At 32.6% G+C, this 19427-nt stretch carries 19 protein-coding genes; 15 read left to right on the forward strand and 4 right to left on the reverse strand.

Annotated features, from left to right (window positions below; all coding sequences use genetic code 11):
• From ABI549_RS09955 to ABI549_RS09970, 4 genes are all read left to right on the forward strand, one after another.
• A partial coding sequence (locus ABI549_RS09955) for a hypothetical protein (protein WP_348076308.1) occupies positions 1-1250 on the forward strand: 1250 nt, incomplete at its 5' end.
• Between the two features lie 3 nt (positions 1251-1253).
• Complete coding sequence (locus ABI549_RS09960; protein WP_348076309.1) at positions 1254-2987, forward strand: hypothetical protein; 1734 nt, start codon at positions 1254-1256, stop codon at positions 2985-2987.
• Between the two features lie 531 nt (positions 2988-3518).
• Positions 3519-3755 carry a hypothetical protein gene (locus ABI549_RS09965; RefSeq protein ID WP_348076310.1) on the forward strand — a complete coding sequence of 79 codons (237 nt, stop codon included), beginning with the start codon at positions 3519-3521 and terminating at the stop codon, positions 3753-3755.
• 668 nt (positions 3756-4423) lie between these two features.
• Positions 4424-4849, forward strand: coding sequence for a hypothetical protein (locus ABI549_RS09970; protein WP_348076311.1), 426 nt, complete (start codon positions 4424-4426; stop codon positions 4847-4849).
• Between the two features lie 390 nt (positions 4850-5239).
• Here the strand turns inward: ABI549_RS09970 and ABI549_RS09975 are convergent, their stop codons facing one another.
• The 4 genes from ABI549_RS09975 to ABI549_RS09990 are packed head-to-tail and all read right to left on the reverse strand — an operon-like array spanning position 5240 to position 6781.
• On the reverse strand, positions 5240-5416 hold the full coding sequence (locus ABI549_RS09975; RefSeq protein WP_348076312.1) for a hypothetical protein: 177 nt from the start codon (positions 5414-5416) through the stop codon (positions 5240-5242).
• Positions 5403-5618 carry a hypothetical protein gene (locus ABI549_RS09980; RefSeq protein ID WP_348076313.1) on the reverse strand — a complete coding sequence of 72 codons (216 nt, stop codon included), beginning with the start codon at positions 5616-5618 and terminating at the stop codon, positions 5403-5405. The genes ABI549_RS09975 and ABI549_RS09980 overlap by 14 nt, the downstream gene beginning before the upstream one ends.
• Positions 5619-5621: 3 nt before the next feature.
• A complete protein-coding gene (locus ABI549_RS09985) occupies positions 5622-6023 on the reverse strand; it encodes a DUF5675 family protein (protein WP_348076314.1) in 402 nt (133 codons plus the stop codon).
• Entirely contained in the window at positions 6023-6781 is a 759-nt protein-coding gene (locus ABI549_RS09990) for a hypothetical protein (protein WP_348076315.1), read from the reverse strand. The genes ABI549_RS09985 and ABI549_RS09990 overlap by 1 nt, the downstream gene beginning before the upstream one ends.
• 1067 nt (positions 6782-7848) lie before the next feature.
• Between ABI549_RS09990 and ABI549_RS09995 the strand changes: the two genes are divergently transcribed.
• The 11 genes from ABI549_RS09995 to ABI549_RS10045 form a co-directional block, all read left to right on the forward strand.
• Positions 7849-8610 (forward strand): site-specific integrase, encoded by a 762-nt coding sequence (locus ABI549_RS09995; protein ID WP_348076316.1) that lies wholly within the window; start codon positions 7849-7851, stop codon positions 8608-8610.
• A 92-nt stretch (positions 8611-8702) separates the two neighbouring features.
• On the forward strand, positions 8703-8918 hold the full coding sequence (locus ABI549_RS10000) for a hypothetical protein (RefSeq protein ID WP_348076317.1): 216 nt from the start codon (positions 8703-8705) through the stop codon (positions 8916-8918).
• Positions 8919-9084: 166 nt separating this feature from the next.
• Complete coding sequence (locus ABI549_RS10005) at positions 9085-10428, forward strand: sigma-54 dependent transcriptional regulator (protein WP_348076325.1); 1344 nt, start codon at positions 9085-9087, stop codon at positions 10426-10428.
• Between the two features lie 169 nt (positions 10429-10597).
• Positions 10598-10879 carry a hypothetical protein gene (locus tag ABI549_RS10010; RefSeq protein ID WP_348076318.1) on the forward strand — a complete coding sequence of 94 codons (282 nt, stop codon included), beginning with the start codon at positions 10598-10600 and terminating at the stop codon, positions 10877-10879.
• Positions 10880-10962: 83 nt separating this feature from the next.
• Entirely contained in the window at positions 10963-11040 is a 78-nt protein-coding gene (locus tag ABI549_RS10015; protein ID WP_274783639.1) for a potassium-transporting ATPase subunit F, read from the forward strand.
• 2 nt (positions 11041-11042) lie between these two features.
• A complete protein-coding gene (gene kdpA, locus ABI549_RS10020) occupies positions 11043-12743 on the forward strand; it encodes a potassium-transporting ATPase subunit KdpA (RefSeq protein ID WP_348076319.1) in 1701 nt (566 codons plus the stop codon).
• An 8-nt stretch (positions 12744-12751) separates the two neighbouring features.
• The gene (gene kdpB / locus ABI549_RS10025; protein WP_348076320.1) at positions 12752-14797 is read left to right on the forward strand and encodes a potassium-transporting ATPase subunit KdpB; all 2046 of its coding nucleotides are present in this window, start codon (positions 12752-12754) and stop codon (positions 14795-14797) included.
• A gap of 121 nt (positions 14798-14918) precedes the next feature.
• Entirely contained in the window at positions 14919-15479 is a 561-nt protein-coding gene (locus tag ABI549_RS10030; protein WP_348076321.1) for a K(+)-transporting ATPase subunit C, read from the forward strand.
• 136 nt (positions 15480-15615) lie between these two features.
• On the forward strand, positions 15616-16698 hold the full coding sequence (locus tag ABI549_RS10035) for a porin (RefSeq protein WP_348076322.1): 1083 nt from the start codon (positions 15616-15618) through the stop codon (positions 16696-16698).
• A 5-nt stretch (positions 16699-16703) separates the two neighbouring features.
• Positions 16704-17831 carry a sensor protein KdpD gene (locus ABI549_RS10040; protein WP_348076323.1) on the forward strand — a complete coding sequence of 376 codons (1128 nt, stop codon included), beginning with the start codon at positions 16704-16706 and terminating at the stop codon, positions 17829-17831.
• 1 nt (position 17832) lies between these two features.
• A partial coding sequence (locus ABI549_RS10045; protein ID WP_348076324.1) for a histidine kinase dimerization/phospho-acceptor domain-containing protein occupies positions 17833-19427 on the forward strand: 1595 nt, incomplete at its 3' end.

Here is a 19427-nt window from a genome sequence, read left to right on the forward strand (position 1 = left end):
TTAATGATTATCAAGACTTTTTACCTGCTTTATTAATAAATCTTTTTAACACCAATTATATAGAAGCATTTGATATTGCTATTAGCAAAATTGAAAGTAATACAATTATAGCTCTTAAAGCACTATGCGGTTTTAACTATACAGATTCCGTTCAAATAAATCAAGTATTTATTTATTTGCAAAAACTTGAAGTTAATAGTGTGGATTATGCAAATTTAAAAAGTAAATTGCTTTGTAATATTATAACTAATGTTAATACTGATACTGCTTTAAAAGAAAAATCATTTAAAGAAATAGTTGAACTTCTTAAATCTGCAAATCATGATTTATCACATTCCGCTTTTACTAATGTACAATATGGTTTAAAGGATTTTGAATCTGAAAAATATTATTTATTAAATATATACTTGAATAACACTAAAAATTTTCAAGCATTAAGTGATTTTTTTTATTATTTTAAAAATCCTGTTTTTTTATTTCGTCTTTTAACTAGTAATTACAATATTGCTGGTTTTCGTGGTTCAATTGATGTTTTCGAAAATGCAATTAGCCATTTTTATGATGTTAGTAGAAAACAATTTGAAGATGAATTACTAAACTTATTTAGCTATAGGCAATATTCACTTTTGGCTTTAAAAATTATTTTATCACATCGTTCCATCATATTTAATATAGACCTAAGCAAACTAGATAAAGAATCACAAATCAATGCAATAGATAGTATTTGTATTTTTCCTCATTCAATTGATGAATTGATACCTATGTTATTAAAAATCAGAAATTCAAAGATTGAAGAAAGTAAAGAACATTTAAATAGAAAATTATCAGAACTAATTTTTGAAGTGTATCATGAATCTCTTTTAGAATTAATTAAAAATAACATTACTAAAAGTAAAAGTGACGAGTTGTTTTTAGTGCCATTGCAAAAAACACTTGATGAGTATAATATAATTAAAACTCGTAAAAAGAGTATAAAGGATTTAGACCCTACAGAAAACGAAAGAAATCTAATGGAATTATATTATCGACTAGAGCATGAAAATCAAGCACAAATGATGAAAAATGTAAATAATGATAGTAATTCTTTTTTAAGCATGACTAAAACAATGGTAATTGTTAGAGGACAAGCCTTTAAATCAGAGGATTCAGAAGCGGTTACGCCACTTGGTTTGTTTGAATCAAGCATAATGATTGATAACCGTGCATACAAGAACCCAAATAACTTTGAACAAAACCTAGAAAACTTCTAAATAATGGATCTAAAATATATTACAGTAAAAGAGTATTTAGATTCACTTACAGAGAAAAATGAGCTAAATAGAATTTTTCCAATTCTTTTAGAATCAATGGGTTTTGTAATATTATCAAAGCCTACAGAATACCTAGGATTACCCGAATATGGCAAGGACATTGTTGCAGTTGGAGTTGATGATGATGGTATTAAAAAGCGTTTTTATTTTGAACTAAAAGGAGGAAGCGATAAAAACATAACGGATAGTAATTTTTATGGAAAAGACGGGATTCAAGATTCAATAACGCAAGCTAGTTATAATAAATACGTTTCAGCATTTCCAGAATTTGAAAAATTACCTTTAAAAATAATTATTGTTCACAATGGAATTATAAGTGGAAGTGTCCAGGCAACATACGAATCTTTTATAGTTGCAACTCAAAAAAATCTTAAAAAAGTCACTTTTGATAGATGGGACATTTCAAGATTGACAATATTATTTTCAGAAAAATTGTTTGGTCAATACTTATTGGTAGATCCATATACAACTAAACTATTTAATAGAGTATTAGTTAATTTAAATACTACAGATGGTGTTTCAAATGATTACTATGAACTATTGGATACTATTATTTTTAAAGAAAATTGGATACAAACAAAAAAGTTACCTCGAAAATGGCAACTTGTTTTCGAAACATTTAAGCTTATTGGATTCGTTATATATACAGAATCTAAAGGCTATAATAATTTAGAAATAGCAAAAAGATATTTAACACATTTAGTATTAAAGTTTTGGTTTTGGATTCTCAAAAATAAATTAGAAAACGATAAAAGAATCACTGTATATTTTGACCAAATATTTAATTTTTATTATAAAGTTTTGCTAGATTATTACGAGAGAACAATTCCAATAGCAAATTATAAAGATGGTATTTATTGTGAGCATGGTGGAAGATATGAGCAAATTGGATATACTAAAAGAACTTTTGAATACTTTGAATATTTATGCTTTTTGTTAAATGTAGAAAGACATTACAATCATAAAAAAAATGATAGTAATATTCATAAACAACTTGTACACTTAATTAATAATAACAATGTTTCCAGCAGACCATTAATTGACATACATTCAATCGCAATAACTAGTATTCTAAATTTATTTATAGAATTCGGTGAAATACAAAATGCAAAAAACTACTTGAATTTAGTTCTTAATCAAATACAATTTACAAAACATAAATTTGATTATCTACCTGATGCAAATAATAGTATTCAAAATGTAATTAAATTAATAGTTACTTCTGTAAAACCTGTTTATTATTCAGATACAACTTCACCGCTTCTAGCTGTATTATTAGAATATTTAATAATTCTTGATATGGAAGAAGAATATAAAATTATTTCAGAGTTTGTAAAAGAAAAAAAAATAGATTTAGGAATCTTTGTGCCACATCATAGTAAAAATTCAACCTCATTTCATTTAATAAAAGATAAAGACAATGATTTAGAAGAACAACTATTCTCAAAATCCGTTCATGATGGATATCAATCTGAAACTCGATTGACAAAACTATTTGATGATGAATTGAACTTTTTAGAATTCAAAGAAAGACTAAATAATAAGAAAACCGAATTTGAATATGAATATAGAACAGATAAAGCAGGATATTTTTTTCTACGTGATTTAGCTCATATTTACTTTCAAACACCTTTTTTTCCAGACAAATGGAGGAGTAAATTAAGTACGGAAATATAAAACTCCGGTTGCCACTGCTTTTCCAACGCTCCTAAAAAAATTACTGTCATGGTTTTTGTCCCACCGCAGATCAAGCACATTGCCTGTTGGCTAGAACGTTTTGTTTAAAATAGAAAATTCAATAAGCCATCAGTCAAAGAGCTTGTCCAACGCTCAAAACAAAAACGCGTACGCTTCGCAACTCATGCCAGTAATTTTTTCTCCAAAGCTTAGTTACATAATGTGGCATTATAGTGCATAAAGAAACACCACATTCCAATTCAAGTAAACGGATGCACTATAATAACATTATGTAAAAAAGCCGCTCCACCCAACGCTCGTGCCAGTGGCTCCAGGACAACATTTTTTGCAGCTCCCATCGCATCACCCAGCTACAAAAAACACCGTCCTTCGCCACTGTCTTCAATAACGTTCGCAATTTCATAGGAAATATTACGGTTGCTATTGCTTTCAGGAACGTTCACGGTAACTGTTTTTAGCAACTAACCGCATACATCGGTAGTGTTTTCATTGCTTTTGTAAGTTCTAAAAATGGCTTTAACTTTCAGTGATTTGCCTATGGTAAAGCCATTTTTAGAACCCACAAAATCAAAAGACCCAGTAAGAGTATCATTTTTTATTTGCCAGAAAACCCCAAGTCATTACTCCAGCGGAAAAGCCGATGCCTTACCGTTCCTTATATTAACTTTGATAAGCTTGAAGCATTATCTTTCTTTCAAGTCTATGGCATCAGCTTTTCCACTAAAGCAATCAGAAAAACACAAGTAAGCAAATAAAAAAATGATACCCTTACTTGCGCTACTGCACCATCGCACTCGGTCGTATAATGCATTGTTTTTTGAAGATGCTTTCCATTTTCAGAACAACATTCCGATTAAATTGAAACCTTTCTTTTCAGAAGACGATTAGGCATCCTCAAAAATCAAATAGTAGAAGGAAGAGTATCAATTTTTCAGATGGATATTGATATTTATCTTTTTGATCACGATGTTTCATCCATCTACAAAAAATTGATACACTTCCAAGACGCTTTATCTTCCAAAACAACTCCCAATCCTTCAGACAAAATCCGATTAAACAAGAACATTTGATTTGGAAATTCAAAACAAAAAATAAAAAAAAAGAGAGCAAAGATAAGTTCCAGGTATTCAGAAAAAAAAGTTCAAGCCCTGCGGGTTTTAAAAAAAATCTCCACCCATATAGGTTCGCAAAAACAATCACTTCCGCTTTCACGAACATACTTCCGACGATGTGTCGGGTAGTATTTTTTTTAAAAACTTTTTTTTCTGAAACCTTCCACTTAAACGGACGGCTTTCTTTTTTTCTTTTTTTTCTTTTGAAAAATTTTATGGGCGGAGCGTAGCGAGGCACACTGGTAGTTCAACTGAAAATCTGCGGAAAATTGAAAATCTAACCCATTTTTAAAGCCGAAAGTTATGCAGAATTTTATCATCAAAACCCACCAGAAAGGCACGATTTACTCGAAACCTCATTTATTCCTACTTAACAAAGGGATGAACAGCGGAAAGCCACAAAAAGAGCCATTCACAAACAGCTTTGTAGTCATTTTCGATTTAGAACTAGACTGCGAAAACCTTTATTTTGTTGCTTATAGTTTATGGCAAACAAAATTTTGGCATCAACATTTAGTTGGTTCCGTAATTCCATTTTTACGCCTTAACGATTTCAAAAAGGAGTTTTTTGTAAGGTCTAAAGCAATGATGGAAGAACACGAGGTTCACGTTAAACATATTGCAGCTCTAAAACTTTTGGAGCAAAAAGAAAAGCAATTTCAACAAAATATCAACCTCATAAACGATATGAGAAGAGTAATTTTATATCGGTATTGTAATACAAAATAACCCAGCAGTTGCTGGGTTATTTAATTGTGGACAGTCAGGAATTGAACCTGAGAAGTTAACTGCAATATGTTCATTCTTAATTTTAAATCAATTTGACTTTTTTACTTTTGGTCTGCCCGCGTTAACTCCAATCCACCTTTTCAAAAAAATTCCAATGTCATTCATATCTTCTAGATTTTTAATATAGTTAAAAACTGTTATTCCACCCAGTACAAACTGGAAAAATGTTGCTGGAGGACATCCAAAAAAAGAAACCGATAAAAAACTAAGTATTACTAGTATTCATAAATTAGTTAATTCAAATATAATATAAAAATAAAAAAAGTCAAGCCTTTTCAGACTTAACTTTCATTTTGTTTAACCCAAAGGTCACCACAACTAGGGCTAAACTTATTTTTTGTGCTTCTTGTTAAGGCTTTTAAGCAGTAACGAAATCGTAAAACTGACGATTGCTCCAACAGTTGCTAAAATAGCAGTTTTTGCAATATCTTCAGATTGAATATTCGGAACAATACTTAAAAATGTGCCTCCAGCAGTACCCATTAAAGTATGGTTATTCGCTGTCATTTGTTGTGGTCAGCTGACTTGCAGCTGTCAAAACTCCTCCAGCTACTGCTACATAACCACCGATAGTAATAACTATCGCAGGTAAAGCCACTGGCGCAGCTAAAATAGTTCCACCAACAGCAGCCAAAGCCAAACCAATAGTTCGAAGCACTTTAAAAAACTTTGGTGTCGGAGCTGATGCTCTCTTTAATATCTTTTTCATAATTTATAAATTAGATGTAATTAATAATTGAACACTTTCTTGTCGTTCTAAAATTGGATGAACAATCGTTTTTAGCTTCTCAAAAGCTTTTCTCGACATTAATCCTAAACCAGGTCCAGAAAGTTTAGTAACAGGAGAAATACAACCATTTAATTCTTTTAAAGCATTATTAGCTGGATGAAATAAAATCAAACTTCGATTTTGAACATCAACCACTTCCAAATGCCATTTAAACTTCTGACTATATCGCTTTCTAATAAAATATTTCCCTTCCGGAATACAGGAAACTCTCTTTTCGTTATTCTTCCAAGGCAATTCAATTGTATAACAGATGAATTTGCCATCGCATTCGAGTTTTCCATTTGTTCCTTCAGGGAAATAAGTTCTGGTCAATTCAAGAACCATTACACACCACTATCAACTTTCGCAATTGACAAAGGGTTAAAAGCACCGTTTTTCAATGGGTACATCGTTCCATTGATTTGCTGATAAAACTCTACTCCCAAAGCTAAAAACAAAGGTTTTGTACTTGCTGGTGTAACAGCATTTACTTGACTGATTAAAGCAGTTGGAGTTGTGTCCCAAGGCAAAATTGCCGTTTCAGAGGTAGCAACAACAAAAGTTTCAGCTTCAAAATCAACTTCTGCTCCACCAGAGATAACTTTAAAGTGAGTTGTTCCACTTGGTGCAGCAATCATATTCGATGGAATAAATGAAGCTAAATCAACGGTTATTTCACCAGTAACTCGGTCAATAGTTCCAACAAACGGAGCAAATAAACTAGTTCCAAGCTTTCCACGGATATTGAATTCGAAACCAAATAACAATTCAGCTTCACCATCAATCACATTTCGCAATCCTCTATCACTAATCAAATCAGCTTGAATTACTTTCACCATCGCTTGAGTTAAACGACTTACCATTCTGCCATCAGCAGAATTAATTAAAAGCGGTCGTAGAGCCGTTCTTAAAATCTTTCCGGCTTTTCCAGCTCTACCGAACTCGGAACCATTTTCACGAGTTCTTTGAAACGCAGGATCATTTTTTATTCTACTTGCATCTATGCCACCTTTCTCACGAGCCAAGTGACCATCTTGCGTTTTGTAAAAAGTAATATCTCCGATAGTACCTTTCAATTTAATTATGCCTTTCTGTCTAGCCATAACTTCTAAAAATTTAAATTAATATTCCGTTTCAATCTTCATCAATCATAATTCTGTTGCAACATTTTCGATTGATTTAAAAGCAAAATTTAAACAATAAACAAAGCCATCAAAACAATGTGTCACTAAATGACACATTTGTCCATATTCGACAAATAGGGCATCTAAACAAGTTCGATTATCGTTTCTGAACAAGTTCAAATATTATTTATTTTTGCATTGTGAAAATGAATTAATAGACTAGTCTTAAGTAACTCAAAGCCTAGTCAAAGGCATAGATAATGTATGAAAATTGAAAAAAAGAGGTTATGTATCTACCCAAAGGATATACAACTCATTACAGGAAAGAGTTATAGACAAAGTGCAAGATTAATGCAAACGATAAGAATTGAACTGAATAAGCTTGAAAATGAGTTTGTATCGGTTGAGGAGTTCTGTAACTACACAAGCTTAAAGATTGAACAAGTAGAACCTTTAATTATTGGATGAGGTTTGCAATAAAAGTACCAATTATTAAACTTCTTAATGAATGTAATTTATCTTGATAACTAGTTCAATAAATGAACAATAATTTTAATAAATCACTTTGTTTAATCATCTAATTTTCATAGATTTGTACTATAAGATTTCGAAAAATTTGCACGTTATTTATAGATGCAAAAGCGAGACCCTAGGAATTTAAAAGATATTAAAATCAACAATATCAATCGGTTAGAAATGGATAACAAATCCCTCTTTCTCCGCCAGTAGAAATACAAATGGTTACAAAACCCACTAAATTTAACGATTTAGTGGGTTTTTTCTTTTAGGGCTATATCAAATATTCATTAAATCTCAAAGTGAAGGTGTCTTTCAAAGTGTCACTAAAAAATTAAATTTTAAGTGACTCCTCGCAACCGAAAGCACCGCTACAACAAGGTGTTCAACAACATATTCAAAAAATGTACATCTTGTGTGTAGTTATTAAATCAAATAAATTTAATAATAACTTAAAGGTCACCAATAATGAACACTACTGTATCAGTTCTCTTTTACATCAAGAGAGCAAAAGCCAACAATTTAGGAGTTTGCCCACAATCTACACAAGAGTTACAGTCAACGCCAAACGATTTGAATTTAGCACCAACAAGTATATCAATCCCGAGAAATGGTCAGGTGAAGGCACTAAAGTCAAGGGAACTAATGAAGAAGCTAGAACAATAAATAGCCATCTGGATTATTTGAAAAATCAAGTTTTGGAAGTCGAAAAAAGATTATTCAAAAAAGACATCAAAGTTACTTCTGAAAATTTGAAGAATGAATTGTTTGGTGCTGCTGAAAGTAAACGCATGCTGGTTCCTATCTTCCAAGACCACAACAACAAAATCAAAGAATTAGTTAGCAAAGAATATGCTCCAGGAACATTAGAACGTTATACAACTTCTCTTAAGCATACTATCGACTTTATGCAATGGAAATACAATATTTTGGATATTGATATTACAAAAATAGATTATGCTTTTGTTACTGATTATGAATTTTGGTTAAGAAGCGTTAGAACCTGCGCCAACAACACAGCAGTTAAGTACATCAAGAACTTTAACAAAATAATAAAGTTTTGCTTGGCCAATGACTGGCTGGAGAAAACCCCATTTGCAAACTACAAATCAAAAGTTAAAGAAGTCGAACGTGTATATTTATCCGAAGCTGAAATTCAAAGCATAATCGAAAAAGATTTCAAAACCGAAAGACTATCACTAGTTCGCGATATTTTCCTTTTCAGCTGCTTTACTGGTTTGGCATACACAGGTCAAAAACTTAACAAAGTCGCACATAAGCTTCGGAATTGATGGTGAGAAGTGGATATTTACACACAGACAGAAAACCGAAAGTGCTTCTAAAATTCCAATACTTCCTGTAACACAAATGATAATTGATAAATATGAAAATAATCCTCAATGTATCAATGAAGACAAACTACTTCCTATTTTTGTCTAATCAAAAAATGAATGCTTATTTAAAAGAAATTGCAACAGTTTGTGAAATAGAAAAAGAACTAACCTTCCATATCGCCAGATACACTTTTGCAACAACGGTAACGCTTACAAATGATGTTCCATCGAAAACGTTAGTAAGATGCTTGGACATAAAAATTTAAGAACAACCCAACATTACGCTAAATTTTTAGATAAAAAAGTAAGTGAGGATATGCAGATTTTAAAAGATAAATTTTCATTAATAAATAGATTTGTTGAGCTTAAAACAATTAACAATTAGTAGCATTCTCAATATTATATCTACTTTTGTATAAATTAATATAATTTATTTTGAAAAACATTTTAATAATTGATGACGAAGAAAAGCTTCGTAGTTTACTTGCACGAATTATAAAATCAGAAGGATTTGATGTTTTGGAAGCTGGAGATTTAAAATCAGGTTTTAAAAAAATTGAGCAAAACAATATTGACGTTGTTTTGTGTGATGTAAAATTGCCAGACGGAAATGGTGTTGAATTCCTTGAAAAAATTAAAAGTAATTTTCCTTTGGTTGAAGTGATATTATTGACAGCTTTTGGAAAAATTTCAGATGGAGTTCAAGCCATGAAAAATGGTGCTTTCGATTATATTGTGAAAGGCGATGATAACGATAAAATCATTCCGCTTTTGTACAAAGCCATAGAGAAATCGCAGTTGCAAAAGAAAGTCAAACAACTCGAAAAACGTATTTCTGATAAATATTCATTTGATACGATTATAGGAAAATCGAAAGCTTTAGAACAAGTAATTGAACTAGCTAAAAAAGTTGCCAAAACCGATTCTACCGTTTTATTAACTGGCGAAACCGGAACCGGAAAAGAAGTGTTTGCACAAGCCATTCATGAAAATAGCAACCGAGTTGGAAAATCATTCGTAGCTTTAAACTGTAGCACTTTCAGCAAAGAAATCTTAGAAAGCGAATTATTCGGACACAAACAAGGTGCTTTTACTGGAGCAATAAAAGATAAAAAAGGTTTTATAGAAGAAGCAAATGGCGGAACTTTATTCTTAGACGAAATAGGTGAGATGCCACTCGAACTACAAGCCAAATTACTTCGGGTTTTAGAAACTAACGAATACATTCCAGTTGGAGATTCCACTTCAAAAAAGTCAAACTTCAGATTGATTGCAGCAACTAACAGAGATTTAAAATCCGAAAGTGAGTCAAATCGTTTTCGTTCGGATTTATATTTCAGATTAAATATTTTTGAAATCAATATTCCACCATTGCGTGAACGTGTGAAAGATATTGCACCTTTAACGACTTATTTTGTCAAACAATTTTCAGAAAAAATCAATCGAAAAACCTTAGAAATTACACCTGATTTCCTTCAAAAACTAGAAAGTTATCATTGGTCAGGAAATGTCAGAGAATTGAAGAATATCATTGAACGTTCGGTGATTTTATGTAACGGCGATACTTTAACTTCTGAGGTTTTACCATATGAAATCCAACATCAGGAAGATAAAACAAACAAATCAATGTCGGCATTTGCAATGCAAAGTATTGAAAAACTACATATTCAAAAAGTTTTGAACTATACCAAAGGCAACAAAGCCGAAACCGCACGCTTATTAGAAATTGGTGTTGCCACTTTATACCGTAAACTTGACGAATACAATATTCAATAAACAAATCATAATCTTACTATAATGAGAAAACCTTATCATAATGATAGGGTTTTTTTATGTCTTTTTTTGGCATGAATTATTTAACATCAACAAATACAGCACTTTACGGTATTTTTGTTTTTTTGGACTGTTTTTTGGCATTAGCGCAAAGAACTAAATACTTATTCCAATGAAAAATAAAGTCAATACAATTTACAAACAAGCCGAACGTTTAGCAGAAATTACCAAAACATTTATTATTTCTGGAAATATCATTCGTGCTAAAAAATGTTTAGCCATTGCCGACCAATTGCTGGTAAACGGAAGCAACGAAACCAAAAACGCTATTTCCAATGTGTATGTTTTTTCGGTTTCCACTTTTATGGAATTGCGTCATTGCAATATTGCCAATCTTTTTCCACAGAATTTAAAACTAGAATACAACAAACAAATAAACACTTTCGGAGTATGATCACACTAATTCTCACTGCAAGCGGATTGCTACTATTCGCGCTATTCTTTAAAATGATAACCATTTTTGAAAAAATCTAAATTATGACAGCACTTTTCATCATCGCCATAGCCGTATTTATTTACATCTGCTATGTATTAGTTAAACCAGAAAAATTCTAAAAATGAACTCAGAAATCCTCGGAATTATTGTAACCTATGGTTTGGTTTTGCTGCTGGCAATTCCATTAGGGCGTTACATCGGAAAAATATTCAATTATGAAAGTACTTGGCTGGATAAAATTTTCAATCCAATCGATGCTTTATTTTACAAAGTTGGTGGCATTGATCCCAACAAGCAAATGAACTGGAAACAACATTTACTGGCTTTATTGTCAATCAATGTGGTTTGGTTTATCATATCAATGTTAGTGTTGACCAATATGATGTGGTTGCCTTTAAATCCAGACTTAAATCCTTCCATGACTGGAGATTTGGCGTTTAATACAACAGTAAGTTTCATCACAAACACCAATTTACAACATTATTCCGGCGAAAGCGGTTTGTCTTATTTAGGACAATTAACCTTGATGCTTTGGCAATTCATCAGTGCTGGTTGCGGAATGGCAATTTGTGCCGCCGTTTTTATGGCGATGAAAGAAAAAACATCTGAAACTTTAGGAAATTTCTACAGCTTTTTCGTTAGATCTTGTACAAGAGTTTTATTGCCATTATCATTTGTAGTGGCAATAATTCTTTTATTCAACGGCACTCCAATGACTTTTGAAGGAAAAGATACCATCACCACTTTAGAAGGTCAAACTCAAAATGTAAGCCGAGGACCAGTTGCCGCTTTTGTAGCTATCAAACAATTGGGAACGAATGGAGGTGGATTTTACGGTCCGAATTCTTCCAACCCAATGGAAAATCCTAACTATTTAACCAACATTGTTGAAACGGTTTCGATTTTCCTAATCCCGATTGCGATGGTTTTTGCCTTGGGATTTGTATTGAAAAGAAGAAAATTAGCATGGACGATTTATGCCGTTATGACCATTGGATTTCTGAGTTTACTGATTCCCGCAGTCGTAAGCGAAATGAACGGAAGTGTCAATATTCACCAACTCGGAATTGCCCAGAATATGGGAAGCATGGAAGGAAAAGAAGTGCGTTTTGGAGCTGCTGCTTCCGCGAATTGGGCCACTTATACGACTTGTACGAGTAATGGTTCTGTGAATGCTATGCACGACAGTATGACGCCAATTACCGGAATGACGACTTTACTTGGAATGATGATTAACTGTTTTTATGGAGGTGTTGGTGTTGGATTTCTGAACTTCTACATCTTCATCATTCTCGGAGTTTTTATCAGCGGATTAATGGTCGGAAGAACACCCGAATTCCTCGGAAAGAAAATCGAAGCTAAAGAAATGAAAATCGCCATGATGATTGCATTGCTTCATCCGTTTTTAATATTAGTTGGAACCGCTTTAGCAAGTCATCTATATGCTGGAAATCCGGAAGCTTTATCGGGTTGGTTAGCAAATCCCGGTTATCAAGGATTTAGCGAAATGTTATACGAATTCACTTCGGCATCTGCCAATAACGGTAGTGGATTTGAAGGATTGGGCGACAATACGCCGTTTTGGAATATCGCAACTGGAATTGTAATGCTTTTTGGAAGATACTTGCCAATCATAGGTCCAGTTGCTATTGCCGGAATCTTAGCCAGCAAAAGTTACGTTCCTGAAAGCAACGGAACATTAAAAACTGATACTTCTACTTTTGGATTAATGGTTTTTGCTGTAATTGTAATTGTAGCCGCACTATCCTTTTTTCCAGCATTGACATTAGGTCCAATCGCAGAATATTTTACCTCTAAATAATTAAAATCATGAGTAAATCTCAAAATAATTTATTTCAAAAGGAGTTGGTTAACGAGGCATTTAAACAGTCGTTCGTAAAACTAAACCCAAAAATAATGTTCAAAAATCCAGTAATGTTTACTGTCGAAATTGGAACAGCTGTAATGCTATTTGTATGTCTTTGGATCCTATTTGGAGAAAGTTCACAAGGAAGTTTTGCATATAATTTTACTGTTTTTCTTGTTTTATTCTTGACTTTAGTTTTTGCAAATTTTGCGGAAGCAATTGCGGAAGCAAGAGGAAAAGCTCAAGCTGATAGTTTGAGAAAAACCCGTGAAGAAACACCTGCAAAAAAAATGTCAGAAGCAGGTAAATTTTACAGCCATGAAATAGAAATTATTCCCTCTTCACAACTCAAAAAAGGAGATTTATTTTTCTGTGAAACTGGAGATATTATTCCCACAGATGGAGAAATTGTAGATGGTTTAGCGACTATTGATGAAAGTGCTATTACAGGAGAAAGTGCTCCAGTAATTCGTGAGGCTGGTGGTGATAAATCATCAGTAACTGGTGGTACTAAAGTCTTATCAGATAGAATTACTGTAAAAGTTACTTCTGAACCAGGAGAAAGTTTCTTGGATAAAATGATTGCTTTAGTTGAAGGCGCGAGCCGTCAAAAAACACCAAACGAAATAGCATTGACTATTTTGTTAGCTGGATTTACATTGGTATTCATAATTGTAACGGTAACTTTAGCTCCATTTGCCAAGTATGCTAACGCACCAATAACAATCGCATCCTTTATTGCCTTATTTGTGTGTTTAATCCCTACAACTATTGGTGGTTTGCTATCAGCTATTGGAATTGCTGGTATGGATAGAGCTTTGCGTGCAAACGTAATTACCAAATCAGGAAAAGCTGTTGAAACTGCTGGAGATATAGATGTTTTGCTTTTAGATAAAACAGGAACAATAACCATTGGAAACAGAAAAGCAACCAGCTTTTATCCAACAAAAGGAGTTTCGCAACAGGAGTTTATTCAATCTGCTGTTTTGAGTTCCTTGGCAGATGATACACCAGAAGGTAAAAGTATTGTAGAATTAGCTGGAGCTGATGTTGCCAATAAATTATCAATTGAAGGTGCCACTTTAATCAAATTCACTGCGGAAACAAGAACTTCGGGAGTAGTTTTGAAAGACGGAACCAATATTAGAAAAGGCGCACAAGACGCGGCAAAAAATATCGCGCTTCAAGCAGGAAATCCTTTTCCTGAAGATACTGCTCATCAAGTCATACTTATTTCTTCCAATGGAGGTACGCCTTTAGTGGTAATAAAAAATAGCCAAGTACAAGGTGTAATTGAATTGCAAGACATCATTAAAACTGGTATGAAAGAACGATTTGAACGCCTGCGTAAAATGGGAATAAAAACGGTTATGGTTACTGGAGATAATCCTTTGACAGCTAAATTTATTGCTGAAAAAGCAGGTGTAGATGATTTTATCGCCGAAGCCAAACCAGAAGATAAAATGAACTACATCAAAAAAGAGCAAGCCGAAGGGCGACTGGTTGCAATGATGGGTGATGGAACAAATGATGCGCCAGCTTTGGCTCAGGCGAATGTGGGTGTTGCCATGAACAGTGGAACACAAGCCGCAAAAGAAGCAGGAAATATGGTTGATTTAGACAATGATCCAACCAAATTAATCGAAATTGTAGAAATTGGAAAACAACTTTTAATGACCCGAGGAACACTAACTACATTTTCAATTGCGAATGATGTAGCGAAATATTTTGCGATAATTCCGGCGTTGTTTATTACAGCAATTCCAGCATTACAAGGTTTAAATATTATGCATTTACACAGTCCACAAAGTGCGATTTTGTCAGCAGTAATTTTCAATGCGATTATTATTCCGTTCTTGATTCCTTTAGCATTAAGAGGTGTTGCTTACAAACCAATCGGCGCATCGGCACTATTGCGTAGAAATTTATTCATCTATGGAATTGGTGGAATCATAATTCCGTTTATTGGAATAAAACTAATTGATTTAGCAGTAGCATTATTTGTTTAAAAAATAGATTTTAGAAATTAAAAAATGGAAATTATGAAATGAGCATTATCGAAACTAGTAATTAATTCTAATGTTTGTTTGCAAATTACATAATACAATTAAAAACAATAAATTAAAGATTATGAAAGAAAATATCATTCCCGCAGTTCGATTAACTTTGTTTTGTGCATTGTTTTTCGCTGGGTTTTATACCTTGAGTGTTTATGGAATCGCACAATTCGCACCTAATCAAGGTAAAGGCGAAATTGTTACAGTTAACGGGAAAAATCATCATATTAATGTGGCACAGAAATTCGTAGAAAACAAGTATTTTTGGTCACGTCCATCGGCTGTAGATTATAATGCGGCTGGTTCTGGAGGAAGTAACAAAGGAACTACCAATCCTGATTATTTGGCTGAAGTAAAAACTAGAATAGACACTTTTTTACTTAAAAATCCAACGGTGAAAAGTAGTGAAGTTCCATCGGAATTGGTTACTGCTTCAGGTAGCGGATTGGATCCAAACATTTCGGTTCAAGGCGCAAAAGTACAGGCGGACAGAGTTGCTAAAGTGAGAAATATCTCAAAAGAAAAAGTGTTAACTTTAATCAAAGAAAACACGGATGCACCACTTTTAGGCTGTTTGGGAACCGAAAAAATTAACGTGCTGCAATTGAATATTGCATTGGATAAAATAAAATAAGATTCGTAAACCTGACAGGTTTTTGAAACCTGTCAGGTTCCTAGCCCGGATGGCAGTGGAAATCCTTTTCTTTTTTTCTTTAAAAAGAAAAGATTGCAACGAACAGCCGGATTAGCTTCAAATAAAAATGAAAAAAATGAAAAAAATAATAGTTACAGCTTTACTAGCTTTCGGATTTACAACAACTAACGCTCAAGAAGCAACAAAAGAGAAGAGTCCGTTTACGTTTTCGGGATATTTAGAAACGTATTACAGTTATGATTTTGGCAATCCGGACAATCATTTGCGTCCTGGATTTGTGTACAGTCATAATAAACACAACGAAGTGAATCTAAATCTAGGTTTGGTTAAAGCCAATTACGCCAAAGATAATTTGCGTGCCAATTTTGCTTTGATGGCTGGAACGTATCCGGAATACAATTTGGCTGGCGAGCAGGATTTATTGAAAAATATTTTTGAAGCCAATGGTGGTGTGAAAATTTCATCGAAACACAATCTTTGGGTTGATGCAGGAATTATGCCTTCTCACATTGGTTTTGAAAGTGCAATTGGTAAAGATTGCGTGAATTTGACAAGAAGTATTTTGGCTGATAATTCACCTTATTATGAAACGGGAGTAAAAATTGGTTACACTTCAGCATCTGAAAAATGGTATTTAGCCGCAATGTATTTAAACGGCTGGCAACGTATTCAAAAAATTGAAGGCAATCAAACACCAGCTTTTGGAACACAAGTTACTTACAAGCCATCATCAAAAGCAACTTTAAATTGGAGTACTTATGTTGGAAACGAACAACCTGATGCGGTTAGAAAATGGCGTTATTTTAATAATTTTTACGGACAATTTAAAGTTTCTGATAAAACAAGTTTGACAGCTGGATTTGATATTGGCGTACAACAAACGGTAAACAGAAGCAGTGATTATGACGTTTGGTATTCACCAATAATTATTGCGCAATACAAACCAACTGCTAAAGTACAATTGGGTTTTAGAGGTGAATATTATCAGGATAAGCAAGGGGTAATAATTGCAACCGGAACAGAGAACGGATTTAAAACATTCGGAGTTTCAGCGAATTTTGATTACTTGATAGCTGATAATATTATGTTCAGAGTTGAAGCCAGAAATTTAAACAGTAAAGATGATGTGTTTTTGAAAAACGCAAATCCAACCAATCAGAATACATTTTTGACAACTGCTTTAGCAATATCTTTTTAAAATAAATGCAAAACGATAAGGAGAATAACGCGCAACACTTTCTCGATTTAATTCAGAAATCACGTAAAGGAAAGTTTAAAATTTACATTGGTATGAGTGCTGGTGTAGGCAAAACCTATCGTATGTTACAGGAAGCACATTCGTTGTTGAAGAATGGAATTGACGTAAAAATTGGTTATATTGAAACCCATTTTCGGAAAGAAACCCACGAGTTACTCGTGGGTTTGCCGGTTATCCCACGACGAACCATTTTCTACAAAGGCAAACAACTAGAAGAAATGGATGTGCAAGCCATTATAAATCTCCGACCAGAAGTTGTAATTGTAGATGAATTGGCACATACCAATGTTGAAGGAAGCAAAAATGAAAAGCGTTGGCAGGATGTTTTGGAAATTTTAGAAGCTGGAATTAATGTGATTTCGGCGGTAAATATTCAGCATATTGAAAGTTTAAACGAAGACGTAAAACGCATTACGAATGTTGATGTTTTAGAGCGTGTTCCAGATAATGTTTTGCGTTTAGCTGATGAAGTTGTAAATATCGATTTGACCGCTGAAGATTTAATTTCCAGATTAAAAGAAGGTAAGATTTATACTGAAGATAAAATTCAAACTGCCTTAACTAACTTTTTCAAATCAGATCAAATTTTGCAATTACGTGAACTAGCATTGAAAGAAGTGGCGAGTCAAGTAGTTCGAAAAGTAGAAAATGAAATACCGAAAAACACCGGAATAAAACACGAAAAATTATTAGCTTGTATTAGTAGTAATGATAAAATGGCTAAAATTGTTATCCGGAAAGCAGCACGATTAGCCAGCTATTATAATGGAATTTGGTATGTTTTGTATGTAGAAACCCCAAAAGAAAGTCCACATAAAATTGCTTTAGACAAGCAACGTCATTTAATTAACAACTTTAAATTAGCCACACAACTAGGAGCAGAAGTAATTAAAATTGAAAGTTCAAACATAACTGATGCAATGCTTAGAATTGTAGAAGAAAAAGACATCACAACGGTTTGTATAGGAAAACCGCACTTTAACTTATTTAAAGTAATTTTGTCAACAACTATTTTTAGAAGATTATTAAATAGTCTTTCTCAATCAAATATTGACCTTGTAATATTATCATAAAATGAAAATTAAAACCAAATTAAATCTCGGAGTAGGACTGTTATTCATTTTGATAATGATACTTTCCTTGGTAAGTGCGTACTACATTTTTTCTATTAAAAAAGACACTCAAAACATTTTGAAAGCCAATTATAACACATTGGAATATTCTCGAAACATGTTGCTGGCATTGGAAGATATTAATAATGATGAAAATAAAGCAGTAATAGTTTTTGAAAAAAATTTAAAACTTCAAATTGCAAATATTACTGAAAAGGGAGAAGATATTGCGACCAATAATCTTCAAAAAAAATTTATAGTATTAGAGAAAAACCACAAAAACGAAAAACTAAAAAACCAAATTAGGCAGGATATTTTTGAGATAATGAAACTGAATATGAATGCCATAAAACAAAAAAGTGATGTAGCAAAAAAAACTGCGGAAACAGCTAATTTTTCGATAGCCATTTTAGGCACTTTGTGTTTTTTGATTGCTTTTAACTTATTAGTGAATTTACCAAATAATATTGCCAATCCAATTAAAGAATTAACGGCAAGTATAAAAGAAATTGCCAATAAAAACTATAAAGAACGTGTTCATTTTATGAACCATAATGAATATGGGGATTTGGCAAAATCTTTCAATACTATGGCTCAGAAGCTAGAGGAATACAGTAGCAGCAGTTTACATAAATTGACTTTCGAAAAAAAACGTTTAGAAACACTTATTAATAATATGCATGACCCAATTATTGGTTTAGATAACAATAACAGCATCTTATTTGCCAATAATGAAACTTTAAAAATTTTAGGATTGAACAAAGACGAAGTAATTGGTAAAAGTGCCGATGTAATAGCAGAACAAAACGATTTAATGAAATCTTTGCTGGATAGTTCCCAAAATGCAAAATCATTTCCAATGAAAATTTTTGCTGATGGGAAAGAAAGTTATTTTGAAAAAGAAATCGTAAAAATCACCATAATTCCTACAGGCGAAGCACAATTAATTAATATAGGTAATGTAATTATCCTAAGAAATATAACAGTTTATAAAGAATTAGATTTTGCGAAAACTAATTTTATTTCCACAGTATCACATGAGTTAAAAACCCCCATTTCTTCTATAAAAATGAGTTTACAATTACTAGAAAATGATGCAACTGGATTGATAAATGAAAATCAAAAACAATTAATTGATAGTATTAAAGATGATAGTCAGCGTTTATTAAAAATTACTGGTGAATTGTTAGAATTATCGCAGGTAGAAACTGGTAACATTCAACTAAATATTGAGAAAAGTAATCCTTATGACATTGTTAAATATGCTGTTGAAGCAGTAAAAGTTCAAGCAGATCAAAAGAAAATAAACATAATTATCGATACCGAAGATACCCTACCAAATGCAAAGGCTGATAGTGAGAAAACAGGATGGGTTTTAATAAATTTTCTAACAAACGCTATAAACTATTCATCACTAAATAGTAACATAATTGTAAAAGTAAAACTTGAGAATAATCAGATTGTTTTTCAAGTAATTGATAAAGGAAAGGGAATTGATAAGCAATATAAAGACAAAGTTTTTGATAAATATTTCCAAATCCCTGGAAGTAATAAATC

The organism is Flavobacterium sp., from assembly GCF_039932285.1.
Lineage (GTDB): Bacteria > Bacteroidota > Bacteroidia > Flavobacteriales > Flavobacteriaceae > Flavobacterium.

Coding starts and splice junctions, on each gene's coding strand:
- ABI549_RS09960 (WP_348076309.1), top strand. CDS start 1,254: ATGGATCTAAAATATATTACAGTAAAAGAGTATTTAGATTCACTTACA.
- ABI549_RS09965 (WP_348076310.1), top strand. CDS start 3,519: ATGGCTTTAACTTTCAGTGATTTGCCTATGGTAAAGCCATTTTTAGAA.
- ABI549_RS09970 (WP_348076311.1), top strand. CDS start 4,424: ATGCAGAATTTTATCATCAAAACCCACCAGAAAGGCACGATTTACTCG.
- ABI549_RS09975 (WP_348076312.1), bottom strand. CDS start 5,416: ATGACAGCGAATAACCATACTTTAATGGGTACTGCTGGAGGCACATTT.
- ABI549_RS09980 (WP_348076313.1), bottom strand. CDS start 5,618: ATGAAAAAGATATTAAAGAGAGCATCAGCTCCGACACCAAAGTTTTTT.
- ABI549_RS09985 (WP_348076314.1), bottom strand. CDS start 6,023: ATGGTTCTTGAATTGACCAGAACTTATTTCCCTGAAGGAACAAATGGA.
- ABI549_RS09990 (WP_348076315.1), bottom strand. CDS start 6,781: ATGGCTAGACAGAAAGGCATAATTAAATTGAAAGGTACTATCGGAGAT.
- ABI549_RS10000 (WP_348076317.1), top strand. CDS start 8,703: ATGAAAATAATCCTCAATGTATCAATGAAGACAAACTACTTCCTATTT.
- ABI549_RS10010 (WP_348076318.1), top strand. CDS start 10,598: ATGAAAAATAAAGTCAATACAATTTACAAACAAGCCGAACGTTTAGCA.
- ABI549_RS10015 (WP_274783639.1), top strand. CDS start 10,963: ATGACAGCACTTTTCATCATCGCCATAGCCGTATTTATTTACATCTGC.
- kdpA (WP_348076319.1), top strand. CDS start 11,043: ATGAACTCAGAAATCCTCGGAATTATTGTAACCTATGGTTTGGTTTTG.
- kdpB (WP_348076320.1), top strand. CDS start 12,752: ATGAGTAAATCTCAAAATAATTTATTTCAAAAGGAGTTGGTTAACGAG.
- ABI549_RS10030 (WP_348076321.1), top strand. CDS start 14,919: ATGAAAGAAAATATCATTCCCGCAGTTCGATTAACTTTGTTTTGTGCA.
- ABI549_RS10035 (WP_348076322.1), top strand. CDS start 15,616: ATGAAAAAAATAATAGTTACAGCTTTACTAGCTTTCGGATTTACAACA.
- ABI549_RS10040 (WP_348076323.1), top strand. CDS start 16,704: ATGCAAAACGATAAGGAGAATAACGCGCAACACTTTCTCGATTTAATT.